The 19,915-nt window shown below is 38.0% G+C and carries 14 protein-coding genes; 9 read left to right on the top strand and 5 right to left on the bottom strand.

Annotated features, from left to right (window positions below; genetic code table 11):
* Positions 1-16: 16 nt before the first annotated feature.
* From zapE to MJX77_RS15925, 3 genes are all read left to right on the top strand, one after another.
* Positions 17-1,159, top strand: a complete 1,143-nt coding sequence (zapE, locus tag MJX77_RS15935) for a cell division protein ZapE (RefSeq protein ID WP_005304748.1) — start codon at positions 17-19, stop codon at positions 1,157-1,159.
* Between the two features lie 367 nt (positions 1,160-1,526).
* A complete protein-coding gene (locus MJX77_RS15930; protein WP_252059625.1) occupies positions 1,527-3,692 on the top strand; it encodes a malate synthase G in 2,166 nt (721 codons plus the stop codon).
* 100 nt (positions 3,693-3,792) lie between these two features.
* Positions 3,793-4,254 (top strand): GNAT family N-acetyltransferase, encoded by a 462-nt coding sequence (locus MJX77_RS15925; RefSeq protein WP_049836532.1) that lies wholly within the window; start codon positions 3,793-3,795, stop codon positions 4,252-4,254.
* 51 nt (positions 4,255-4,305) lie between these two features.
* On the opposite strand, the gene MJX77_RS15920 is transcribed toward MJX77_RS15925, so the two are convergent.
* From MJX77_RS15920 to MJX77_RS15900, 5 genes are all read right to left on the bottom strand, one after another.
* On the bottom strand, positions 4,306-4,719 hold the full coding sequence (locus MJX77_RS15920) for an ExbD/TolR family protein (RefSeq protein ID WP_013198067.1): 414 nt from the start codon (positions 4,717-4,719) through the stop codon (positions 4,306-4,308).
* Positions 4,720-4,737: 18 nt separating this feature from the next.
* The gene (locus MJX77_RS15915) at positions 4,738-5,160 is read right to left on the bottom strand and encodes an ExbD/TolR family protein (protein WP_004792697.1); all 423 of its coding nucleotides are present in this window, start codon (positions 5,158-5,160) and stop codon (positions 4,738-4,740) included.
* 15 nt (positions 5,161-5,175) lie between these two features.
* On the bottom strand, positions 5,176-6,057 hold the full coding sequence (locus MJX77_RS15910; protein WP_004792695.1) for a MotA/TolQ/ExbB proton channel family protein: 882 nt from the start codon (positions 6,055-6,057) through the stop codon (positions 5,176-5,178).
* Between the two features lie 41 nt (positions 6,058-6,098).
* Positions 6,099-6,812 carry an energy transducer TonB gene (locus MJX77_RS15905; RefSeq protein ID WP_005304763.1) on the bottom strand — a complete coding sequence of 238 codons (714 nt, stop codon included), beginning with the start codon at positions 6,810-6,812 and terminating at the stop codon, positions 6,099-6,101.
* A gap of 108 nt (positions 6,813-6,920) precedes the next feature.
* Positions 6,921-9,635 carry a TonB-dependent receptor gene (locus tag MJX77_RS15900; RefSeq protein ID WP_252059624.1) on the bottom strand — a complete coding sequence of 905 codons (2,715 nt, stop codon included), beginning with the start codon at positions 9,633-9,635 and terminating at the stop codon, positions 6,921-6,923.
* Between the two features lie 780 nt (positions 9,636-10,415).
* Between MJX77_RS15900 and MJX77_RS15895 the strand changes: the two genes are divergently transcribed.
* From MJX77_RS15895 to MJX77_RS15870, 6 genes are read left to right on the top strand one after another with little or no spacing between them, the layout of a single operon-like run.
* Positions 10,416-12,194: an ABC transporter substrate-binding protein gene (locus MJX77_RS15895; RefSeq protein ID WP_252059623.1), complete on the top strand. Its 1,779-nt coding sequence runs from the start codon at positions 10,416-10,418 to the stop codon at positions 12,192-12,194.
* A gap of 18 nt (positions 12,195-12,212) precedes the next feature.
* Positions 12,213-14,033, top strand: a complete 1,821-nt coding sequence (locus MJX77_RS15890) for an ABC transporter substrate-binding protein (protein WP_252059622.1) — start codon at positions 12,213-12,215, stop codon at positions 14,031-14,033.
* Between the two features lie 22 nt (positions 14,034-14,055).
* Positions 14,056-16,068, top strand: a complete 2,013-nt coding sequence (locus MJX77_RS15885; protein ID WP_252061349.1) for a M3 family metallopeptidase — start codon at positions 14,056-14,058, stop codon at positions 16,066-16,068.
* A 12-nt stretch (positions 16,069-16,080) separates the two neighbouring features.
* The gene (locus tag MJX77_RS15880; protein ID WP_005304778.1) at positions 16,081-17,019 is read left to right on the top strand and encodes an ABC transporter permease; all 939 of its coding nucleotides are present in this window, start codon (positions 16,081-16,083) and stop codon (positions 17,017-17,019) included.
* Positions 17,020-17,026: 7 nt separating this feature from the next.
* Positions 17,027-18,169: an ABC transporter permease gene (locus tag MJX77_RS15875; RefSeq protein WP_107880070.1), complete on the top strand. Its 1,143-nt coding sequence runs from the start codon at positions 17,027-17,029 to the stop codon at positions 18,167-18,169.
* A 12-nt stretch (positions 18,170-18,181) separates the two neighbouring features.
* Entirely contained in the window at positions 18,182-19,915 is a 1,734-nt protein-coding gene (locus MJX77_RS15870; protein WP_252059621.1) for an ABC transporter ATP-binding protein, read from the top strand.

The following is a 19,915-nucleotide window of genomic DNA, read 5'->3' as shown; positions in this document are numbered from 1 at the left end:
ATTGAAATAAAACGATATGTTAAATTTAAAATCTTCTCATAGTACTGCATTCTCACCTTCTTCCCCAGCAGAACGCTATGCTGAGGCTTTAGCTTCAGGCCAGTTTATGGCAGATGAAGCGCAAGCACAGGCAGTGCAAGAATTAGACCGTGTATGGAAAGAACTTTTAAACCGTTATAAAGCTTCTAAAAAAGCTTTCCGTCGTTTTCGCCGCCAAACTTCACCTAAAGGTGTCTATATGTGGGGTGGAGTAGGCCGTGGAAAAACTTGGCTTATGGATCAATTTTATGAGTCAGTGCCATTTCGTCGTAAAACACGTATGCATTTTCATCATTTCATGCAACATGTTCATAAAGAATTAAACAAGCTTTCTGGTCAACGTAATCCACTTGAAATTGTGGCTGACCAAATTTATAAAGATGCAGTCGTTATTTGTTTTGATGAGTTCTTTGTATCAAACGTAACTGATGCAATGATCTTGAGTGATTTATTCCAAAAATTGTTTGTTCGTGGTGTGACATTGATTGCAACATCAAACATTGCACCAGACGGTTTATATAAAAACGGTATTCATCGTGACCGTTTCTTGCCAACAATTGAAATGGTTAAAAAGAACTGTACTGTTTTAAACGTAGATGCCGGTGTGGATTATCGTTTACGTGTCTTAAAGCAAGCTCAATTATTTAAATCACCATTAAGTAATGAAGTGCAAAGTTGGATGGCGGAACGTTTTAGCGCTTTAACTCACACACAAGCTCACTCTCAAGAGCCGATTGTGATTAATAATCGTGTGGTCGAGACTCTGGGGCATACAGAAGATGTGTTGTGGTGTGAGTTTTCTGAACTTTGCTTTAAACCACGCAGCCCAGCAGATTTTATTGAAATTGCAAATATCTATAATACGGTTCTGGTAAGTAATGTTCCGCATTTAACAGATTTCTTGTCTGAAGGTACACGTCGTTTTATCTACTTAGTCGATGAGTTTTATGATCGTGGAGTAAAACTACTTTTAACTTCGCAAGATAGTATTATTGATATTTATCAAGGTGAAAAATTAGCCTTTGAAATTGAGCGTACTCGTTCGCGTTTATTGGAAATGCAATCAGATGAATATTTACATTCTGAACATCGCCATATTGATGAAACTAAAAACGCATAAAAAATAGATATGAAAAGCGCTCTTTATAGGGCGCTTTTTTTACAACAAAAATAGATAAATTTAGTTAAATAATGCTTTTTCAGACTGCAAAGTTTGATATAACTAAATACGCTTTAGAAAAAGTAAGATAGTGGAATTTTTTGTCTGTTAACAAAAAGTCTAGTTTCAGTATCTTTAAATATTGAATAAATTGTTGGGAATCCTAGTTAGAATTTTAATATTTCCTATATGGAAAAATTTATCTTTGTCAATAGTTTTACAAGGGAAAATGCTTACTATTTAGGAATGTGATATTAGTATTCAGCTTAATTTAAATCGGTATACTAGGATTCTCTTGGTATAAAAAGTAGCAACTTCAGGAAAGACAATGACTGCACGTATTCAAAAAGGCAAGTTAGCGATTGCTAAAGAACTTTACGATTTTATCGAAAATGAAGCTTTACCAGGTTCTGGTTTAGATAGTGAAACTTACTGGAAGAACTTTGAGCAAGTTGTTGTCGATCTTAGCCCAAAAAATAAAGCATTATTGGCTAAGCGTGATGAATTACAAGCAAAAATTGATGAATGGCACCGCAACAATAAATTTGAATTAGGTGCTTATAAGGCGTTCTTAACAGAAATTGGTTATTTATTGCCAGAAGTTGAAGACTTTCAAATTACAACTGAAAACGTTGATGAAGAAATCGCATTATTGGCAGGGCCGCAGTTAGTTGTACCTGTACGTAATGCACGTTATAGCTTAAATGCAGCAAATGCGCGTTGGGGCTCTTTATATGATGCACTTTACGGCTTTGATGTAATTTCTGAAGAAGGCGGAGCTGAAAAAGGTAAAGGATATAACCCTGTACGTGGTGCAAAAGTGATTGAGTTCGCTAAAAATTTCTTAAATGAAGTTTTCCCACTTGCACAAGGCTCACATGCAGATGCGACAAAATATGCGATTGAGCAAAACAAACTTGTTGTGACTTTGAAAGATGGTTCAAAAACAGGTTTAGCTCATGAAGCTCAGTTCGTTGGTTTTAATGGTGAAGAAGCGAACCCTACAGAAGTTGTTCTTTTAAGTAATGGCCTTCATGTCATTATCGAAATTGATGCATCTAGCCCAATTGGTCAAACTGATTTAGCGGGTGTTAAAGACTTAACATTCGAAGCGGCTGTAACTACTATTCAGGATTTAGAAGATTCTGTAGCGGCAGTAGATGCTGAAGAAAAAGTTGAAGGTTACCGTAACTGGTTAGGTTTAATGAAAGGTACGCTTCAAGAATCTATCGAAAAAAATGGTAAAACGATTGTTCGTGATTTAAATAAAGATCGCGAAATTAAAAATTTAATTGGTGGTACAACGAAACTTCATGGTCGTTCACTTATGTTGCTTCGTAACGTAGGTCATTTAATGACTAACCCAGCAATTTTAGTAGATGGGGAAGAGATTTTCGAAGGTATTATGGATGCATTGGTAACGCCATTGTTGTCAGTTGCGGACATTCGTAGTGAAAACGAAAACAAGAACTCTCGTAAAGGTTCTATGTATATTGTTAAACCGAAAATGCATGGTCCAGAAGAAGTTGCGTTTGCTGTAGAGCTATTTGAACGTGCTGAACAGGCGATTGGCTTACCATCTAAATCGTTAAAAATCGGTATTATGGATGAAGAGCGCCGTACATCTGTAAACTTGAAAAACTGTATTGCTGCTGCAAAAGACCGCACGATCTTTATTAATACTGGTTTCATGGACCGTACTGGTGATGAAATTCATACTTCAATGGAAGCTGCACCAGTTGTTCGTAAAGAAGCCGTAAAAACACAAAAATGGATTGCTGCTTACGAAAACCGTAACGTTGCAATTGGTTTGAAGACTGGTTTACAAGGTAAAGCACAAATTGGTAAAGGCATGTGGCCAAAACCAGATAGCATGAAAGATATGTTGGCAACTAAAGCTGCACATCCAAATGCGGGTGCTTCATGTGCTTGGGTTCCATCTCCAGCAGGTGCAGTACTTCATGCGATGCATTACCATCAAGTGAATGTTAAAGCACGTCAAGATCAGTTGAAAGCTGAAGAAATGTTGTCATTGGATGACTTGTTAACTCCTCCGTTTGCACCAGAAACAAACTGGTCAGCAGAAGAAATCAACAATGAGCTTGAAAATAACTGCCAAGGTATTTTAGGTTACGTTGTTCGTTGGGTTGACTTAGGCGTGGGTTGTTCGAAAGTTCCTGACATTAATAATGTAGGCTTAATGGAAGACCGTGCAACATTACGTATTTCTTCTCAACACGTAGCAAACTGGTTACGTCACGGTATTGTGACTCGTGAACAAGTTGAAGAAGTACTTAAACGCATGGCAAAAATTGTTGATGAGCAAAATGCGAATGATCCATTGTATAAACCAATGGCTGCTAATTTTGAAACTAACATTGCTTTCCAAGCAGCTTCTGATCTCATCTTTAAAGGTTGTGAACAGCCTTCAGGTTATACTGAGCCGTTACTTCATGCTGCTCGTTTAAAGTTAAAAGGTTATACAGGTGACTAATTTTAACCTGTCATAAAAAAAGCCTCTTCGGAGGCTTTTTTTATTCTCGGTATATTTTTTGCTTAAACTAAGAAAATGTATCTCTAAAGGATTTTTGAATTTGATTAACTTGAAAAGTCTAGATCGTGAGAATTGGCTTCTATGCGCAAAATTATCATTGGATGAATCTCAAAAAGACTATGTTGCACCAAATGTTTATTCTATTGCTGAGTCTAAAGTGGAAGAACATTACTGTCCAAGAGTGATCTGTTTCAATAATGACGTCATTGGGTTCTTAATGTATTGCGTCGAAATTGATCCACCTGATGAGACATTATTCTGGTTATTTCGTTTTATGATTGATAAAAATAATCAAGCTAAAGGTTATGGTACCGAAGCATTGCAAATTGCAATTGATGAAATATTTACAAAAGGAGCTAAACGAATTCGAACTATGTATAAATCATCTAATCATTATGCTGGAAAACTTTATAAAAAATTGGGTTTTATAGAAACTGGAGAATATGATGAATGTGGAGATATTATTTTAGAGTTGAATATTTCCCTTCAAAAAAAACGCTAACCGAAAATTCCAGTTAGCGTATGAAGTAATAGAATAGATTTAAAAGCAATATTAGTTACTGCTCACAATTCCAATTTTGGTGACACCTAAACGCTGCGCTGTAGCCATGACCATCGCTACATTCTTATATTCAGCCATTTGATCTGGTTTAAGTTTGATCTGGTCTTGATCTTTTTTGGCAACCACACTTTGAAATAAAGTCTCTAGTGCGGTGCGGTCTGAAACCTGCTGGTTATTCCAAAACACTTTACCTGCTGCGTCAATTCTTACATCAATCACTTCAGGTGGCTTTTCATTTGTTGGAGGCGGTGTGCCGTTTGGCAAATTAATATTAATCGCATTGTTTGGTGCTGGGATGGTAATAATGAACATAATAATAAGTACCAACATGACATCAATAAGAGGCGTCATGTTAACTTCTAACATCACATCGTCATCATTATTTGAACCGACATTCATACCCATAAAATTCTCCTTAAATAATTACTGGGAGGCTGGTGGGGTAGTAACAAATGCAATTTTGCCAATACCAGCTTGTTTGGTCGTGCTAATGACCTGATCTATCGCCTCAAAATGAGTAAGCTGGTCTCCACGAATATGAACTTCTGGCTGAGGCCTTTTTTGTGCAACTGCTTGAAGCTTTGATAGCAATATTTCTTTATTAGGCACATAGCTTTCATTCCAGAAAATATCTCCTTTCTTGTTCACAGAAAGTTGAATATTTTCAGGTGTGGTGGCATATGGCGTATTTTTTTCTTCTGGTAGTTTCACTGGAACCGTATGTGTAACTACCGGAATCGTAATTAAGAAAATAATAAGTAAAACTAACATGACATCAACTAGAGGCGTCGTATTAATTGCGCCAATCATTTCATCGTCATCTTCAGAACCAACACTCATACCCATAACGTTTGCTCCTCGTTATTTAATGCTGCGGTTAACCGAATTATTGGTACTAATTTCTCCGCTTAATAAAACTGCGTGTAAATCTGAACCAAACGAGCGAACATTTTCCATAACGGCTTTATTACGGCGAGTCAGCCAGTTGTAACCAAGTACAGCCGGTACTGCGACTGCAAGACCAATAGCTGTCATAATTAAAGCTTCACCGACAGGACCAGCAACTTTATCAATAGATGCCTGACCTGAAATTCCGATGGCAGTTAATGCGTGATAAATTCCCCAAACCGTACCAAAAAGACCAACAAAGGGTGCCGTTGAGCCAACGGTTGCTAAGAAAGCTAAACCACCACCTAAATGATTTTGTATTTTTTCAATTGCACGTTGAATTGATATGCTCACCCATGTATTAAAATCGATTCGCTCAAGTAAAGAGCCGCCGTGCGATTTAGTTGAGTTAATACCTTTTTCTGCAATAAAGCGATATGCGCTACTTTGTTCTAAATTATCAGCTGCATTATCTAGTGAAGTTGCTTCCCAAAAACTTTTCTCAGCTTCTTTACCTTGGCGTTTTACTTTAGCTTGCTGTAAGAATTTTGAAATAATGATGTACCACGTGCCAATAGACATCAGTACTAATATAAATAAGGTAGATTTAGCGACTAAGTCTCCTTCACGCCAAAGTGCTTCTAGACCATAAGGGTTTTTAACAGTTTCGCTTGTTGCTGGTTTCGGTGGTGGAGTTGGAGTATTTGCATTTGAAGTAGCTTCAGCGGTTGCTGTTGCCACAGGAGCATTACTCGTTTCTTCTGCAAAAACCGAGTTTAATGGAAGTAATGAGCAAGCTGCGATTAAACTTGCAGAAGCGAAACGTACTAGCGGTTGAGTTGATTTTTTCATCATATTATCTCCAATATTTTTTAATTTCTTACTAATTCAATTGTTTATTCAATTACGAATGGATATTCAATTTCATACCAGTCTTGCTGAGGCACGCCATCTTTCATTGCTGGTTTGAATGTACATAAGCTGTAAGCTTTAGTTGCTGCTTTATCTAAGGTTTTGCTGCCACTTGATTTTTTTACTTTGGCATCAATGACTTTGCCTGAAGTATCAACCAAAACACGTATACGCACCGTACCTTGTTCTTCATTCATCAGTGCTTCACGAGGATATTCCGGTTTTTCACATCCAGCAGAACCTTCTGAAACACCGCGAGTTACGCCAGCTGGTTTAGGAGCTGGGGCAGCTGCCACTGGAGCTGGTGCGGCAACAGGGCTTGGTGATGGGGTGCTAGGTGCAGCAGGAGCTGGAGTAGCAACTTTAGTTGGTTGAGCTACTGGTGTCGTTTTTTGTACCGGTGTCGCTACTTTCTCTACTTGTTTAGGCGGCTCAGGAACTTTGGCAACTTTTTCTACCATTTTAGGAGGTTCAGGCGGTTTTTCCTTAGGTTTTGGCTCCTCTGGTTTAGGTGGAGGAGGCGGTTTAATATCTTGAATAATTTGTAATTCCACAGGTTTTTCTGCTGGTTTTTGAATATTGTTTGCTAAACCTGACATCAGAATATAGGCAACAATAAGATGCAGAAAAAGTACTGCGGCAATACCAATAAGGCGCTTTGCAGATTTATTTTCTATGTCTGTAAACGTCATGCCCATAGTTACTCCTGAAACTTGAGACAAACAATTCTTAAATTAATGTTTGACTAAGGGTGAGTATTCGGTCTGCAAACACGATGTTTAAAGTCATGTTTGCAGAACAACCATTTAGAACTTATATGTACCTCGTACAAAGTACGTACGCCCTAAAGGATCTGCGTAACGTGGGTCATATCCCATTTGAAAGTTATCGCCAACATTTGAAGCTGGCGGGTCTTCATCAAAAATATTTTTAATTCCTGCGGTGACTTCTAGATTTTTAAAGCCTTTGTAAGTACCTGAAATATTATAAATTGTATAGTCGCTCACTTTGTGGTCTCGATAACCTGCCTTGACAGTGGAGCTTGAGTTTTGGTCATCATAACCACGAGTGAATTGTTGTTGGAAATTTACGCCCCAGTTTTGATAATTCCAGTATAAATTAGCAGTATGTTTCCAACGAATAATTGGGGCATCTCCAACATATGTGCCTAAACTACTAATCCATTCTCCATCTTTTTCATTTTGATATTTATATTTAATGACATAAGTTCCATCGATTCCAAAGCCAAATCGACCTGTTGCAGTCATTGGGGTTATATAATTTAGACTTACATCGACACCTGAAGTTTTTAAATCACCCATATTATCTTGAGTAGTAATGATATGGTTAAGTGTTCCATCTGGGTTGCGTACGAACTTGTCGGCATATTTTGTTGGATTGTTAAAAATGTCACTCTCAGGTAATGCAGCAATTTGATTTTCAACTTCAATATTAAAATAATCTAAGGTTAGAACTAAATTCTTAATTGGTTCTAGAACTAGACCAGCAGTAAATGATTTTGACTCTTCAGGATCGAGATCTTTATTTCCTCCATTTTTGCGATCAAATTGGGTTTCGCAATCACGACTGGCAACACCACCCGGTGGAAGAGTATCTCCTGGTTTTTTAGGAGGGCCATTTGGACACAGTACAGGGTCATTATAGTAAGCTGAAGTATTTGTTATAGAGTTAGGAGCATTTACTTCCCATAAAGTTGGTGCTCGGAATCCTGTACTATAAGAGGTACGGAACATTAATTGTTTAATTGGTTCCCAACGAAGTGCGAATTTAGGATTAAACGTATCGCCGAAATCACTATAATCATCGTAACGAGCAGCAAGTTGAGCTTCTAAAGTTTTATGTAAGGGAATATGCAGTTCAGTAAAGACTGCTTTAATATCTCTTTTTCCTTTATTCGTAGGTTCATTCGGATCAACTCCTGTACTTGGTGCTTGACTAGCCACTTCAGATACTACGTTTGAAGTCCATTCATCATGGCGATAGCTAGTTCCAATTGCAAAACCAACGTCACCGGCAGGTAATTTAAATATAGGTCGACTGGCGGTGAAATCAACAGTAGTTGAGTCAACGTCTGCTTTTAAATAAGCACCAGTTACACCTAGTGTATCCCATAAACCTGCATCTTCTGGTGCTTGCGGACCGAATGGGTTTAAAATACCATTATTTAAAGCCTCTTGAGTTTTGTTGTAGTTAAGATACCCACTGTTTAACCTATCTTCTGCTTCGCTATGAGCATAAGTAACTCCAGTATTAATATCCCAACCGAATGCTTCACCCTCTAGACCACCGAATACTCGATGTGACTCGTTAATACTAGAACTAACACGATTACCAGCTTGAGAACGAATATAAAGTTCAAGTGGACCGCTCACATTATTCATTCCAGGAGTAATACCATTACCTGGATAATATTTGCTATCAGGATTTAATGTTAAATCAAAGAAAACATCTGGAGCCACAGAGGTAGTAATTTCATTACGTGCATAGACGTATTCCGCTACAGCATTTAAATTATCATTGAGTTTAAAAGTAGCACGCCCTAGTGCTGAGATGTCTTCAGTTTTTGGAACAATTCCAATCACTGCCTGACTGTTGTAACGGCAGGATCCATTCTGTACGTAAACAAGCGGGTTACCTCCACAGCCTGTGGCTGCATATGGGTTTCCTTCGGCACCAGTTTCCTTGTCATAAAAATTAGCGGGAAAGCTACCGCTACTCCCTTTTGTAATACCTAGTTCTGGTATTAATCCTCCACGTTTACTAACTTTGCGATCTTTAGCCATAACGTCGTTACCATGTCGGTAATCGATGACACCAAAAATATTAAATCCATTTTCATCAAGATCACCATAACCACCAAATACGCTTAGATCTTGTGTATCACCTCCATTGTGCTCTGGTTGTGTCAAACCTCCACTGATGTTTAAACCAGTAAATTGTTTTTTTGTAATGAAGTTGATTACACCGCCAATCGCATCTGTACCGTAAATTGCTGATGCCCCATCTCGTAAGACCTCAATGCGATCTAACATAGCTAGCGGAATAATATTTAAGTTTGTGACACCGCTATCATAGGCATTTGCAGCTAATCGGCGACCATTAAGTAGGATTAAAGTTTTATTGGCACCAATTCCTCGAAGGTCTGCTGCTGAGCCTACGGTTCCACTTGCCCCTACATTTTGTGCTGTGACAAAACTTGATTGGTTTGCACTAATCTTTGCTAAGGCCTCTTCAGTTGTAGTCACCCCTTGTTTTAAAATTTCATCCACTTTTACGATAGTAATGGGTGAAGCACTTTGAGCTGCAACTCCCTTGATTGAAGAGCCTGTCACAGCAACTTTTACAACTTTGATGGGTTTATCATCATTGCTTGATTGTTCTGTTTCCGCTGCTTGTGCCATGGTAAGACACATCATGCTTAAACTAAGGGTACTTAATTTAAGTATTGTTTTGCCAATCTTGGGGGTTACCTGAGATCGAACATTGTATTTTTTTTTCATCGTGGATTTGATCCCTTTTTGTTGTAGTTAGCGATATTGCTGGAAAGTTTTTAAGCAAAGCAAGTGCCAACTATATATTTTTCTTTTTTTAGTTTATGCAAAATATTGATATATATTGATTTTATTATGTTTGTGGTGAGGATCTAGTGTTTTATCTCCCCCTAAAAAATTTTCCATTTGGTAAGTTTTTATATAGTGGCCAAAAGTTCCAAAATTATTTGTGCAAAAAGTAATCATTATTGGATTGTTCATGTATCGATTCGTATCTTTTGTATCTTTTTAGAACTTTTTTAAATGTAATTGTATAATGTAACATTTCTTTTGTTTTTTAATTTTTTAATATAAATTAATATTTTAAGTTGATGTTTCTTGTTTGATCTATAAAAAAAATATGAACTAGAATGAAACATTTATGACTTTTAATTGTGCATTATGGGCTAATAATGGATAAGTTATATAAATATAATATTTGGCAAAAACTTACTTTTATTTATATAGTCCCAGAAGTTTTAAGTGCCTAATTAAAATGTAAATTTTAAATATTTCTATATGAATTATTCTTGATCATAAAATATGGCATGAAATTCGCTTTATATTAGATAGTTACAGCTTTCTAATTTCATTATGAAATTTTCCATTCGATCAAATAAAAGATTGAATAGAAAGGTTAATAATTTACAAAGAAGAAAGTAGTCCATTGAGAAAGAACTTTTCTTATTCGGATTTAGATGTTACTCAAAAGGATAATATCTTTAAAAAATTAATTAAGTAGGTAGGAACTTGAAATTAAAAATTTTTAAGCTCGCCATTCTAAGTCTGGCTATTACATCAGTTTCTTGTGCTTTCGCCCAAACGCCTGCGCAACCAAACAAAATATTACACGTTGCCTATGAAGCCCCAGATGATGGTTTTGACATGGTTAAAACCACCAATTTTTATAGTGCTAGTATTGCGGAAACCATATTTGAGCCCTTACTCAAATATGATTATTTAGCTCGTCCCGTACAGTTAGTTCCATATACGGCTGAAAGCCTGCCTAAGGTGGAACAAGACGGTAAAGTTTATACATTTAAAATTAGGCCTGGTATTTATTTTACCAATGACCCTGCTTTTAAAGGTAAACGCCGTGAGCTGGTAGCTGAAGACTACGTCTATGCAGTTAAACGCATTTTAGATCCTGAAAATAGGGCACCTTCAGTTTCTTTTATTGAGGGTAAATTGTTAGGTGCCGATGCAGTTGTAGCTCAAGCAAAGAAAACGGGAAAGTTTAATTATGCTACCCCAATTGCTGGGGTCAAAGCACTTGATCGATATACTTTACAATTTACTTTGACTCGCCAAGATTTTAATTTTCCTTATATTCTTGCCTATATTACCTTTGGTGGCGTTGCTAAAGAGGTTGTTGACTATTACGGTGATCGTATCGGCATGCATCCAGTTGGTACCGGACCTTACATGCTAAGTAAATATGTTCCAAGAAGTAAGGTCGAGTTAGTTGCCAATCCTGATTATCGAGGTTTTGTCTGGAGTTTTAAGTCAACAGGAACACCTTGGGATAACCAGCTTATTAAAGAAATGAGCGGTAAGAAAATGCCCCAAATTGGTAAGGTTGTAGTCAGTATTATTGAAGAACAACAGTCACGATGGTTAGCTTTTCAGTCTGGTCAATTAGATTTTGACAGACTTACAGCAGATGCAGTTCCTCAAGCTTTAGATGGAAATCAACTTAAGACTTCTTTTCAGAAAAGGGGAATTAAGCACTTCCCATATAAGGAACCCGAAATGACCTATACGATGATGAACATGCGGGATCCGGTCATTGGCGGTTTTAGCCCAGAAAAGATTGCGCTTCGTAGAGCAATTACGTTGGCATATAATCAAAAAGAAAGTATAAGACTGGTTTACAAAGGCCAAGCTGTTAGAGCAGAAATGTTCATACCTGAAGGTGTAAATGGATATAACCCCAAGTACAGAAGTAGCGTAGGGTACAATCCATTATTGGCAAATAAATTACTTGATTATTATGGTTATAAAAAAGGGACTGATGGCTATCGAAATTTGCCAAATGGAAAACCTTTAGTTTTAAAAATTAATAATGAAAATAGCTCATCTTCAGTTATTCTTTCTGAATTATGGAAAAAAAATCTAGACGCGATTGGGATTCGTGCTGAATTCAAAGTGAGTAATTTTGCAGATAACTTAAAAGCCGCAACTCAATGTAAATATATGATTTGGGGCGGCGCATGGATTGCTGACTATCCTGAGGGAGATAATTTTGCACAATTACTGTATGGACCAAATGCTGGTCAGGGAAACCATGCTTGTTACCAGTCTAAAACATACGATGCTCTTTATAGTCAAGCCACTCATTTACCACCCCAACAACGTCTACCATATTACGAAAAGCTTAATCGCCAGATTGAAGCTGATAATCCTTGGATTATTCATGTAACTCGAATTCGTAACTGGTTGATACGGCCACAAGTTCAAGGTTTTAAACCCCACCCAATGATGAATACGAACTGGCAATATCTTGATATTACCCCTGTTAAAAAATAATTTTAGATAAAGATAAATATGACTGAAAATTTAATAAAACAGCTCAAGCATTGTGGTGTCAGTTTTTTACTTGCTAGCATAGCATTAACTGGTTCTACAGCTCTATGTGCTAAAAGCCCAGCCGATCCCAATAAAGTTCTACGTTATGTATTCCCGACAGCAGAAACAGGTTTTGACCCAGCTTATATTCATGATCTATATTCGGCACATGTAACCACTTCAATATTTGAAACTTTATATACCTATGATTATTTAGCAAGGCCAGCAAAACTCGTTCCGAAGATAGCCACAGCGATGCCAGAAGTCAGTGCCGATGGTCTGACCTATACCATTCACATAAAAAAGGGTATTTATTTTACACAGGACCCTGTTTTTAAAGGTAAACCACGAGAATTAACAGCCAATGATTATGCTTATTCTTTTAAGCGTTTATTGGACCCGAATTTACGTTCTCCAAATAGCTGGTTGCTAGAGAACAAAATTGAAGGTATGGATGCATTAATAAACGCATCCAATAAAACTGGAAAATTTAACTATGACGAAAAGGTAATTGGTTTACAAACACCAGATAGATATACCTTGGTGATTCGTTTAGTTAAGCCAGATTATAACTTTCCTTTGTTACTAGCACATGACCCTACAGGTGCAGTGGCACGTGAAGTCATCGAAAAATATAAAGATAAAGCAGGTTATGTAATGGGCCATCCTGTAGGGACGGGACCTTATGTGCTCAGTAAATGGGTGCCAGCATCACGTATTGTTTTAAAAGCGAATCCTGATTTTCGTGGTTTTACTTGGAACTTTGCTGCCAGTAGCCCTGAGGACGAAGCAATTGTAAAACGCCTTAAAGGTAAAAAAATGCCTCAAATAGGCACAATTGATATTCAGGTTATGGAAGAAAATCAATCGCGATGGCTGGCATTTCAGCGTGGTGAAATTGATATATTTCAGCTTGAAGGTCAACTGGTCGCAAAAGCAATTAAAGACGGTAAATTAAGACCTGAACTTGCTAAAGAAGGTGTGCAGCTATCTCGTATTGTTGATCCTGAAATTAGCTATATCTATTGGAATCTTAAGAATCCGGTGGTAGGCGGAATGAGTAAAGAAAAGATTGCTTTACGCCGTGCAATAGCAATGTCTCGTTCAATAGACCAAGAAATTAAATTAGTAAGAAATGATGATGCTCAGCGTTTGGATTTTCCAGTTCCACCAGGGGTAGTGGGTAATGATCCACAGTATAGAAGTAGCACGCCATATTCCGTGAAAGCAGCAAATTTACTATTAGATCGATATCACTATAAAAAAGATGCCTCAGGTTGGCGTACACAACCAAATGGCAAGCCTCTGGTCATTGAATATATGGCGCGCAGTGACAGCATTGGGCAGCAAAGTGCTGAACTTTGGAAAAAGAACTTTGATAGTTTAAATATTCGCATGGTCTTTAAACCCATGCTTTTTGCAGACCTCATTCGAGCGCAAAAACAATGTGAAGGTATGTTTGGTTCTTCTGCATGGATAGCAGATTATCCAGATGGGGATAATTTTATGCAGAATTTTTATGGACCCAATACGCATATGACGAACTGGTCTTGTGGTTCGACACCAGAGTTTGATCAGTTATATCGTCAGACACAACAAATGCAAGCAGGTCCTGAGAGAGATGCGCTTTATCGAAAAATGACACGTTTATTAGAAGTGTATATGCCTGTTCAGGTCTCTTATGCACGCTACCGAAATATGCTGGCTCAACCACAAATCATTGGGTATAAAAAGCATCCAATTTTACATGCTGAGTGGATGTATTTTGATATCGATAAACATACTAAATCTAATCATTAAATGAAAAAAAATTGGAGATATGATGAAAAATAATGCACTGAAAATGACAACTTTATGTATGTTGACCATAGGTATAAGTCAGTTTGCAACGGCAGAGACAACACGTCCTACCTTGCCATTACTTAAAGCACAACAGCTCCCAGCATGGTGTGATGCTAATTTAAAAAAGATTCAACAACAGATTACTATTTTTGAAAAAACGCCTGTTAAAGATAATGCTGCAGCGGCACCTCTATTGGCAAAATGGGATAAAATTTTTGCGCATTTTGAAGATTTCTCAGGTCCGATAAGTCTATATAGTAACGTAGACCCAGATGCAAAATTACGTAAGGCAGCGGAAGACTGTGAAATCAAAATTAATCAGTTTCACACTGATATATTTCAGAACCCGAAGCTATATAACTTAATTAAAAATACACAAACAACAGACCCAATTGACCAAAAATACCGCCAAGATATTCTAGATCAGTTTGAAGACACAGGTGTTCAACTTGAACCAGTAAAGCGTGCACGAATGAAGGCCATTCTGGATGAGTTGACCAAACTCGAACAAGAATATGCCCGTAACGTCCGTGATAATCCGGAGAAACTTGAGTTTACTCCTGAAGAAATGAAAGGCTTACCTCAAAGTTATATTTCAGCATTAAAGAAAAATACTAAAGGCAGTTATTTATTAGGGTTTGAATATCCTGAATATCGTCCATTTATGGAGTTGGCAGATAATGATGATGCTCGGAAAAGATATCAAATTGCCTTTACTCGACGTGGTACTGAGCAAAATTTAAAACTACTTAAACAAGCAATTGATTTGCGTTATGAGCTTGCTCAGTTATTTGGAAAAGCAAGTTATGCAGATTGGGTTTTAAAAGACCGTATGGCTAAAACGCCTGAGGCTGTAAATCAATTTTTAGCAGAAGTCCAAAAAACAGTAGCACCACTTGAACGTAAAGAAGTAGAAGAACTCCGTGAGTTTAAAGCACAAACCTTAAAAACGCCCTTAGAGAAAACCGAGATCACACGTTGGAGTGAAGCTTACTGGAGTGAAAAACTTCGTAAGAATAAATATCAGATTGACCAGGAAAAACTTCGTGATTATTTCCCCACTTTAGCTTCTCAAAAATGGTTATTTGCTATTTCAGCTGACCTTTATGGCATTGATTTTAAACCTGTCAAAGTTAAAGCATGGCAGGATGAAGTTGAATATTACGATGTAGTTGACAAAAAAACAGGAAAGCTTCTTGGCGGCTTATATATGGATAAATTTCCTCGTGAAGGGAAGTATGGCCATGCCGCCGTTTGGGGAGTATACGGTGGCAGCACTTTAACCAATCGATTACCAGTTTCAGCATTAGTCACCAATTTTAACCGTAAAGGTTTAAATAGTGACGAGCTTGAAACTTTTGTTCATGAGTTTGGCCACGCTTTACATGGCATTTTATCAAATACACGTTATGCCAGCCAGTCAGGAACATCCGTAGAACGTGATTTTGTAGAAGCGCCATCTCAAATGTATGAAGAATGGGCACGCCGTAAAGAGACTTTATCTAAAGTGGCCGATTATTGTGATCCAGCATGTCCACGTGTTGATGACGAACTAATTGCCCGTTTAAAAGCTGTACATAACTATGGTCGTGGCTTGCGCTATGCGCGTCAGACTCTTTATGCACAGTACGATATGTCATTGCATACTGCTGATGCCTTAAAAGTAAAACCTTTAGAAAATTGGCAAAAAATGGAAGCTGCTACAGCCTTAGGTTATGTACCAACAACAGAATTTCCTGGACAGTTTGGGCATTTGATGGGCGGTTATCAAGCAGGTTATTACGGCTATATGTGGTCTGAGGTTTTAGCTTTAGACATGCTTTCTGCCTATGGGGACAACCTTAATAATCCGCAAGTTGGACAGCGTTACCGTCAAACTATTTTGTCGCAAGGTAGCCAAAAGCCGGCAGCTGAATTAGTTAAAGATTTCCTTGGCCGTGAACCTGATAACAAAGCGTTCTTTAATGAAATTACCGGACAACGGGTTAAATAAGGAATTATCACTATGCTGGCATATGTTATTCGGCGTTTATGGCAGATGATTCCAACTATGTTGGGGGTAGTCTTACTTATTTTTATTCTTTTTAACTGGGTAGGGGGCGATCCTGCTTATATTTTAGCGGGCAAGATGTCTAATCCTGAGCAGATTGAAAACATTCGTAAGCAGCTAGGTGTCGATCAGCCTTATTACGTTCAGCTCTGGATTTTTATTAAGCAGATTCTCACTTTTGACTATGGGGCGAGTTGGAGTACTGGTGAACCTGTTTCTCAAATTATTTTAACCCGATTGGGACCATCGCTCACGCTTTTAATTCCACTGACTATTTTACAGACGGTTATTTCAATTATTTTGGCATTGGCTGTTGCAGCTGTACGTGGTTCTCTAACCGACCGTATGGTCATGATGTTATGTACCATCGGCATGTCGATCAGTATCCTAGTTTACATTATTGTTTTTCAATATGTTCTGGCGTATCAGCTAAGTTGGTTCCCTGTACAAGGTTGGAGCGATAGCTTTACTGATAATTTATTTAAGTTTGCCTTACTGCCGATTCTAATCATGCTGGTGGTGAGTATTGCACCGACTTTACGTTTATATCGTAGCTTTGTACTTGATGAAATTAATCAGGACTATGTTCGAACAGCACGTGCTAAAGGTGTAGGTGAAAGCCGAATCTTAGGCGTACATGTACTGCGGAACGCTTCAATTCCTATTATTACCGATGTGATGTCAACTTTACCTGCATTGCTCATAGGCGCATTTTTAATTGAACGTTTTTTTGGTATTCCCGGGATTGGTCGAGAGGTGATTATTGCAGTTGAGCGGAGTGATTTTCCTGTTATTAAAGCAATTACAGTTTACATTGCAGCTGCAACCATGATTTTTAACCTGATTGCCGATTTGGTCTACAAAGTGGTTGATCCACGTGTACAGTTGAAGTAGGTGGACTATGCTGAGCGTTTTATCAAAAAGAAAACAACAAACAAAAGCCGAAGCTCATTCATCTGGCCTGTGGAAACTTGCCATGCGTCGTCTTCGGGCCGACAAGATCGCGATGTCATCGCTAGTGATTGTATTGCTTTATTTTATTATCTTGGTTCTATCAATGACGGGTGTGATTGCATCCGACTGGAATAAAGAGGTTGCAGTAAGTTATGCACCACCTACATTTATAGGCGCAGATAAGACAACCGGTGCAGGGCAAAATGCAGCAGCGATTGAAGAAGAGTTACCGATAAATCCTGTTGATCCTTTAAAAGATGTAATTCACCAACTCAAGGCTGAAATTAAACAAGAAAAGAGTGCGGGAAGTGCAATTGATTATTATGGTGTAGTTGACCCTTTAGCTGATGATATGAAGGCCATTGATCAGCAACTTGGTGGACATTTACTTGATCAGCAAAGTGAACTTAAAAGCACACTTATATTTGGAGCTGATAAATGGGGACAAGACGTCCTTAAAAAGACCATTAAAGGTGCTGAAACATCAATTATTGTTGGGGTGATATCGGCTTTACTTGCAGTAGGGATTGGTACACTTTTAGGTGCAATTTCTGGATATTTTGGTGGTTGGGTTGATGACATTCTCAACTGGTTTTATAACATTTTTACTTCAATTCCCTATTTATTATTAGTGCTTGCTATTGCTGCCGTACTTCAACAAAAAGGCATTTTATCCATTGTTCTGATTTTAGGTTTAACGGGCTGGACGGGTGTTTATCGTTTAATTCGTGCCGAATATATGAAACATACTGCACGTGAGTACGTTCTTGCTGCTAAAGCAATTGGCGTTGGACACTTTCGCCGTATGTTCATTCATATTTTCCCTAATGTCAGCCATATCGCTTTGGTCCAAATGTCAATTTTGGTGGTGTCTTTCATTAAATCTGAGGTCATCTTGAGTTTCTTAGGTTTTGGTGTGCCAGTAGGCGTAGTGTCTTGGGGGAGCATGTTAAATGAAGCACAAAGTGAACTTCTTTTAGGTAAGTGGTGGCAGCTTGTCGCAGCCTCTGTCGCGATGGCTGTTTTGGTAACGGCATTTTCAATGTTTACTGATGCACTTCGTGATGCATTAGATCCAAAACTAAAATAAGAGGAAATCCTAATGTCAGAACATGAAAATAAGAGTGCGCCGTTGCTTCATGTTAAAAATTTACGAGTAAGTTTTAAAGGTGAAGATAAACAATATATTGAAACCGTAAAAGGAATTAGCTTTGATATTCCTGAGAATACAACAGTTGCTTTAGTAGGTGAGTCGGGTAGCGGCAAATCGGTTACTTCTTTGGCAACTATGGGATTACTGCCTGTAGGTCAGAGTAAAATTGATGAGCAAAGTAAAATTATATTTGAAGGCAAAGATTTACTGTGCTTATCTCGTACAGAGATGCGTAAAATTTGTGGCAAAGATATTGCGATGATTTTTCAGGAGCCGATGTCATCATTAAATCCTGTTTTTACGGTTGGCAATCAAATTGCAGAAGTGTTGTGTTTGCATATGGGATTGAGCCGTAAACAGGCCCGACAACGCGTTTTAGAGTTGCTTAAAGAAGTCGGTATTCCTTCACCTGAAACTAAAATTGACGCCTATCCAAATCAACTTTCGGGTGGTCAACAACAACGTGTCATGATCGCTATGGCGATTGCTTGTGAGCCTAAATTACTCATTGCCGATGAGCCAACCACTGCACTTGATGTCACGATCCAAAAACAGATTATTGATTTACTTGAGTCATTGCGTAAACGCCGTCAAATGTCGATGCTTTTTATTACTCACGATTTAGCATTGGTTGGTGAAATTGCAGATAAAGTTATTGTGATGCGTCATGGTGAGATTAGAGAGCAAGGCGCTGCTAAAGAAGTTCTTGAACAGCCTAAAGATGTATATACGAGAGCTTTGCTCTATTGCCGCCCACAAATGTCACAACGACCTTATCGTTTGCCTGTGACTAGCGATTTTATGCGTCAAGAAGACAACATTTTGGTCGAACAAAGTTTTGATGCTTCAGAAATTCCCGAGCGCAAACGTGGCTTAAATGGTGATGAGCAAATCATCTTGGAAGTAAAAGACCTGAAAAAAAGCTTTTATAGCCGTAAAGGTCTATTTGGCAAAGAAGAGTTTCAGGCCGTTAAAGGAGTTTCTTTTAAACTCGCTAAAGGAAAAACCTTAGGTTTAGTCGGTGAGTCAGGTTCAGGTAAAACGACTGTTGGGCTATTACTCATGCGCTTACATCAGGCATCTGGTGGGCAGGCTTTCATCGAAGGTAAAGATATTCTTTCATTAACTGAAAAAGAGTTTGCAAAATATCAGCGAAAGATTCAGATCATTTTTCAAAATCCCTATGCCTCTCTTAATCCACGTTTTACCATTGGACAGATATTATTAGAGCCTATGCAAATTCATGGTATTGGTAAAGATGATGCTGAGCGCAAACAAATTGCGCTTGGTTTACTTGATAGAGTGAATTTACCTGAACAAGCTTATTATCGATACCCGCATGAGTTTTCAGGTGGACAACGCCAACGTATTGCGATTGCACGCTGTTTAACGCTAAAGCCTGAAATTTTGATTTGTGATGAATCTGTTTCAGCGCTTGATGTTTCAGTCCAAGCGCAGGTACTTAACTTATTACAAGATTTACAAGATGAGTTTGGGCTGAGTTATATCTTTATTTCACATGACTTATCGGTTGTGAAGTATATCTCTGATCAGGTGATGGTCATGAATCATGGTGAAGTTGTGGAAATTGCCAATTCAGATGAGCTCTATGCACATCCTCAACATGATTACACTAAACGTCTATTGCAGGCGATTCCTCAAGGGATTCAACACATTTCATAA

It is taken from the genome of Acinetobacter sp. AHP123, from assembly GCF_023757925.1.
GTDB lineage: Bacteria > Pseudomonadota > Gammaproteobacteria > Pseudomonadales > Moraxellaceae > Acinetobacter > Acinetobacter oleivorans.
The sequence above is the reverse complement of the archived record's forward strand: the minus strand, read 5'-3'. Positions and strand labels throughout refer to the sequence as shown.

Coding starts and splice junctions, on each gene's coding strand:
- MJX77_RS15920 (WP_013198067.1), bottom strand. CDS start 4,719: ATGGGTATGAATGTCGGTTCAAATAATGATGACGATGTGATGTTAGAA.
- MJX77_RS15880 (WP_005304778.1), top strand. CDS start 16,081: ATGCTGGCATATGTTATTCGGCGTTTATGGCAGATGATTCCAACTATG.
- MJX77_RS15900 (WP_252059624.1), bottom strand. CDS start 9,635: ATGAAAAAAAAATACAATGTTCGATCTCAGGTAACCCCCAAGATTGGC.
- MJX77_RS15905 (WP_005304763.1), bottom strand. CDS start 6,812: ATGGGCATGACGTTTACAGACATAGAAAATAAATCTGCAAAGCGCCTT.
- MJX77_RS15885 (WP_252061349.1), top strand. CDS start 14,056: ATGAAAAATAATGCACTGAAAATGACAACTTTATGTATGTTGACCATA.
- zapE (WP_005304748.1), top strand. CDS start 17: ATGTTAAATTTAAAATCTTCTCATAGTACTGCATTCTCACCTTCTTCC.
- MJX77_RS15930 (WP_252059625.1), top strand. CDS start 1,527: ATGACTGCACGTATTCAAAAAGGCAAGTTAGCGATTGCTAAAGAACTT.
- MJX77_RS15875 (WP_107880070.1), top strand. CDS start 17,027: ATGCTGAGCGTTTTATCAAAAAGAAAACAACAAACAAAAGCCGAAGCT.
- MJX77_RS15915 (WP_004792697.1), bottom strand. CDS start 5,160: ATGGGTATGAGTGTTGGTTCTGAAGATGACGATGAAATGATTGGCGCA.
- MJX77_RS15890 (WP_252059622.1), top strand. CDS start 12,213: ATGACTGAAAATTTAATAAAACAGCTCAAGCATTGTGGTGTCAGTTTT.
- MJX77_RS15910 (WP_004792695.1), bottom strand. CDS start 6,057: ATGATGAAAAAATCAACTCAACCGCTAGTACGTTTCGCTTCTGCAAGT.
- MJX77_RS15870 (WP_252059621.1), top strand. CDS start 18,182: ATGTCAGAACATGAAAATAAGAGTGCGCCGTTGCTTCATGTTAAAAAT.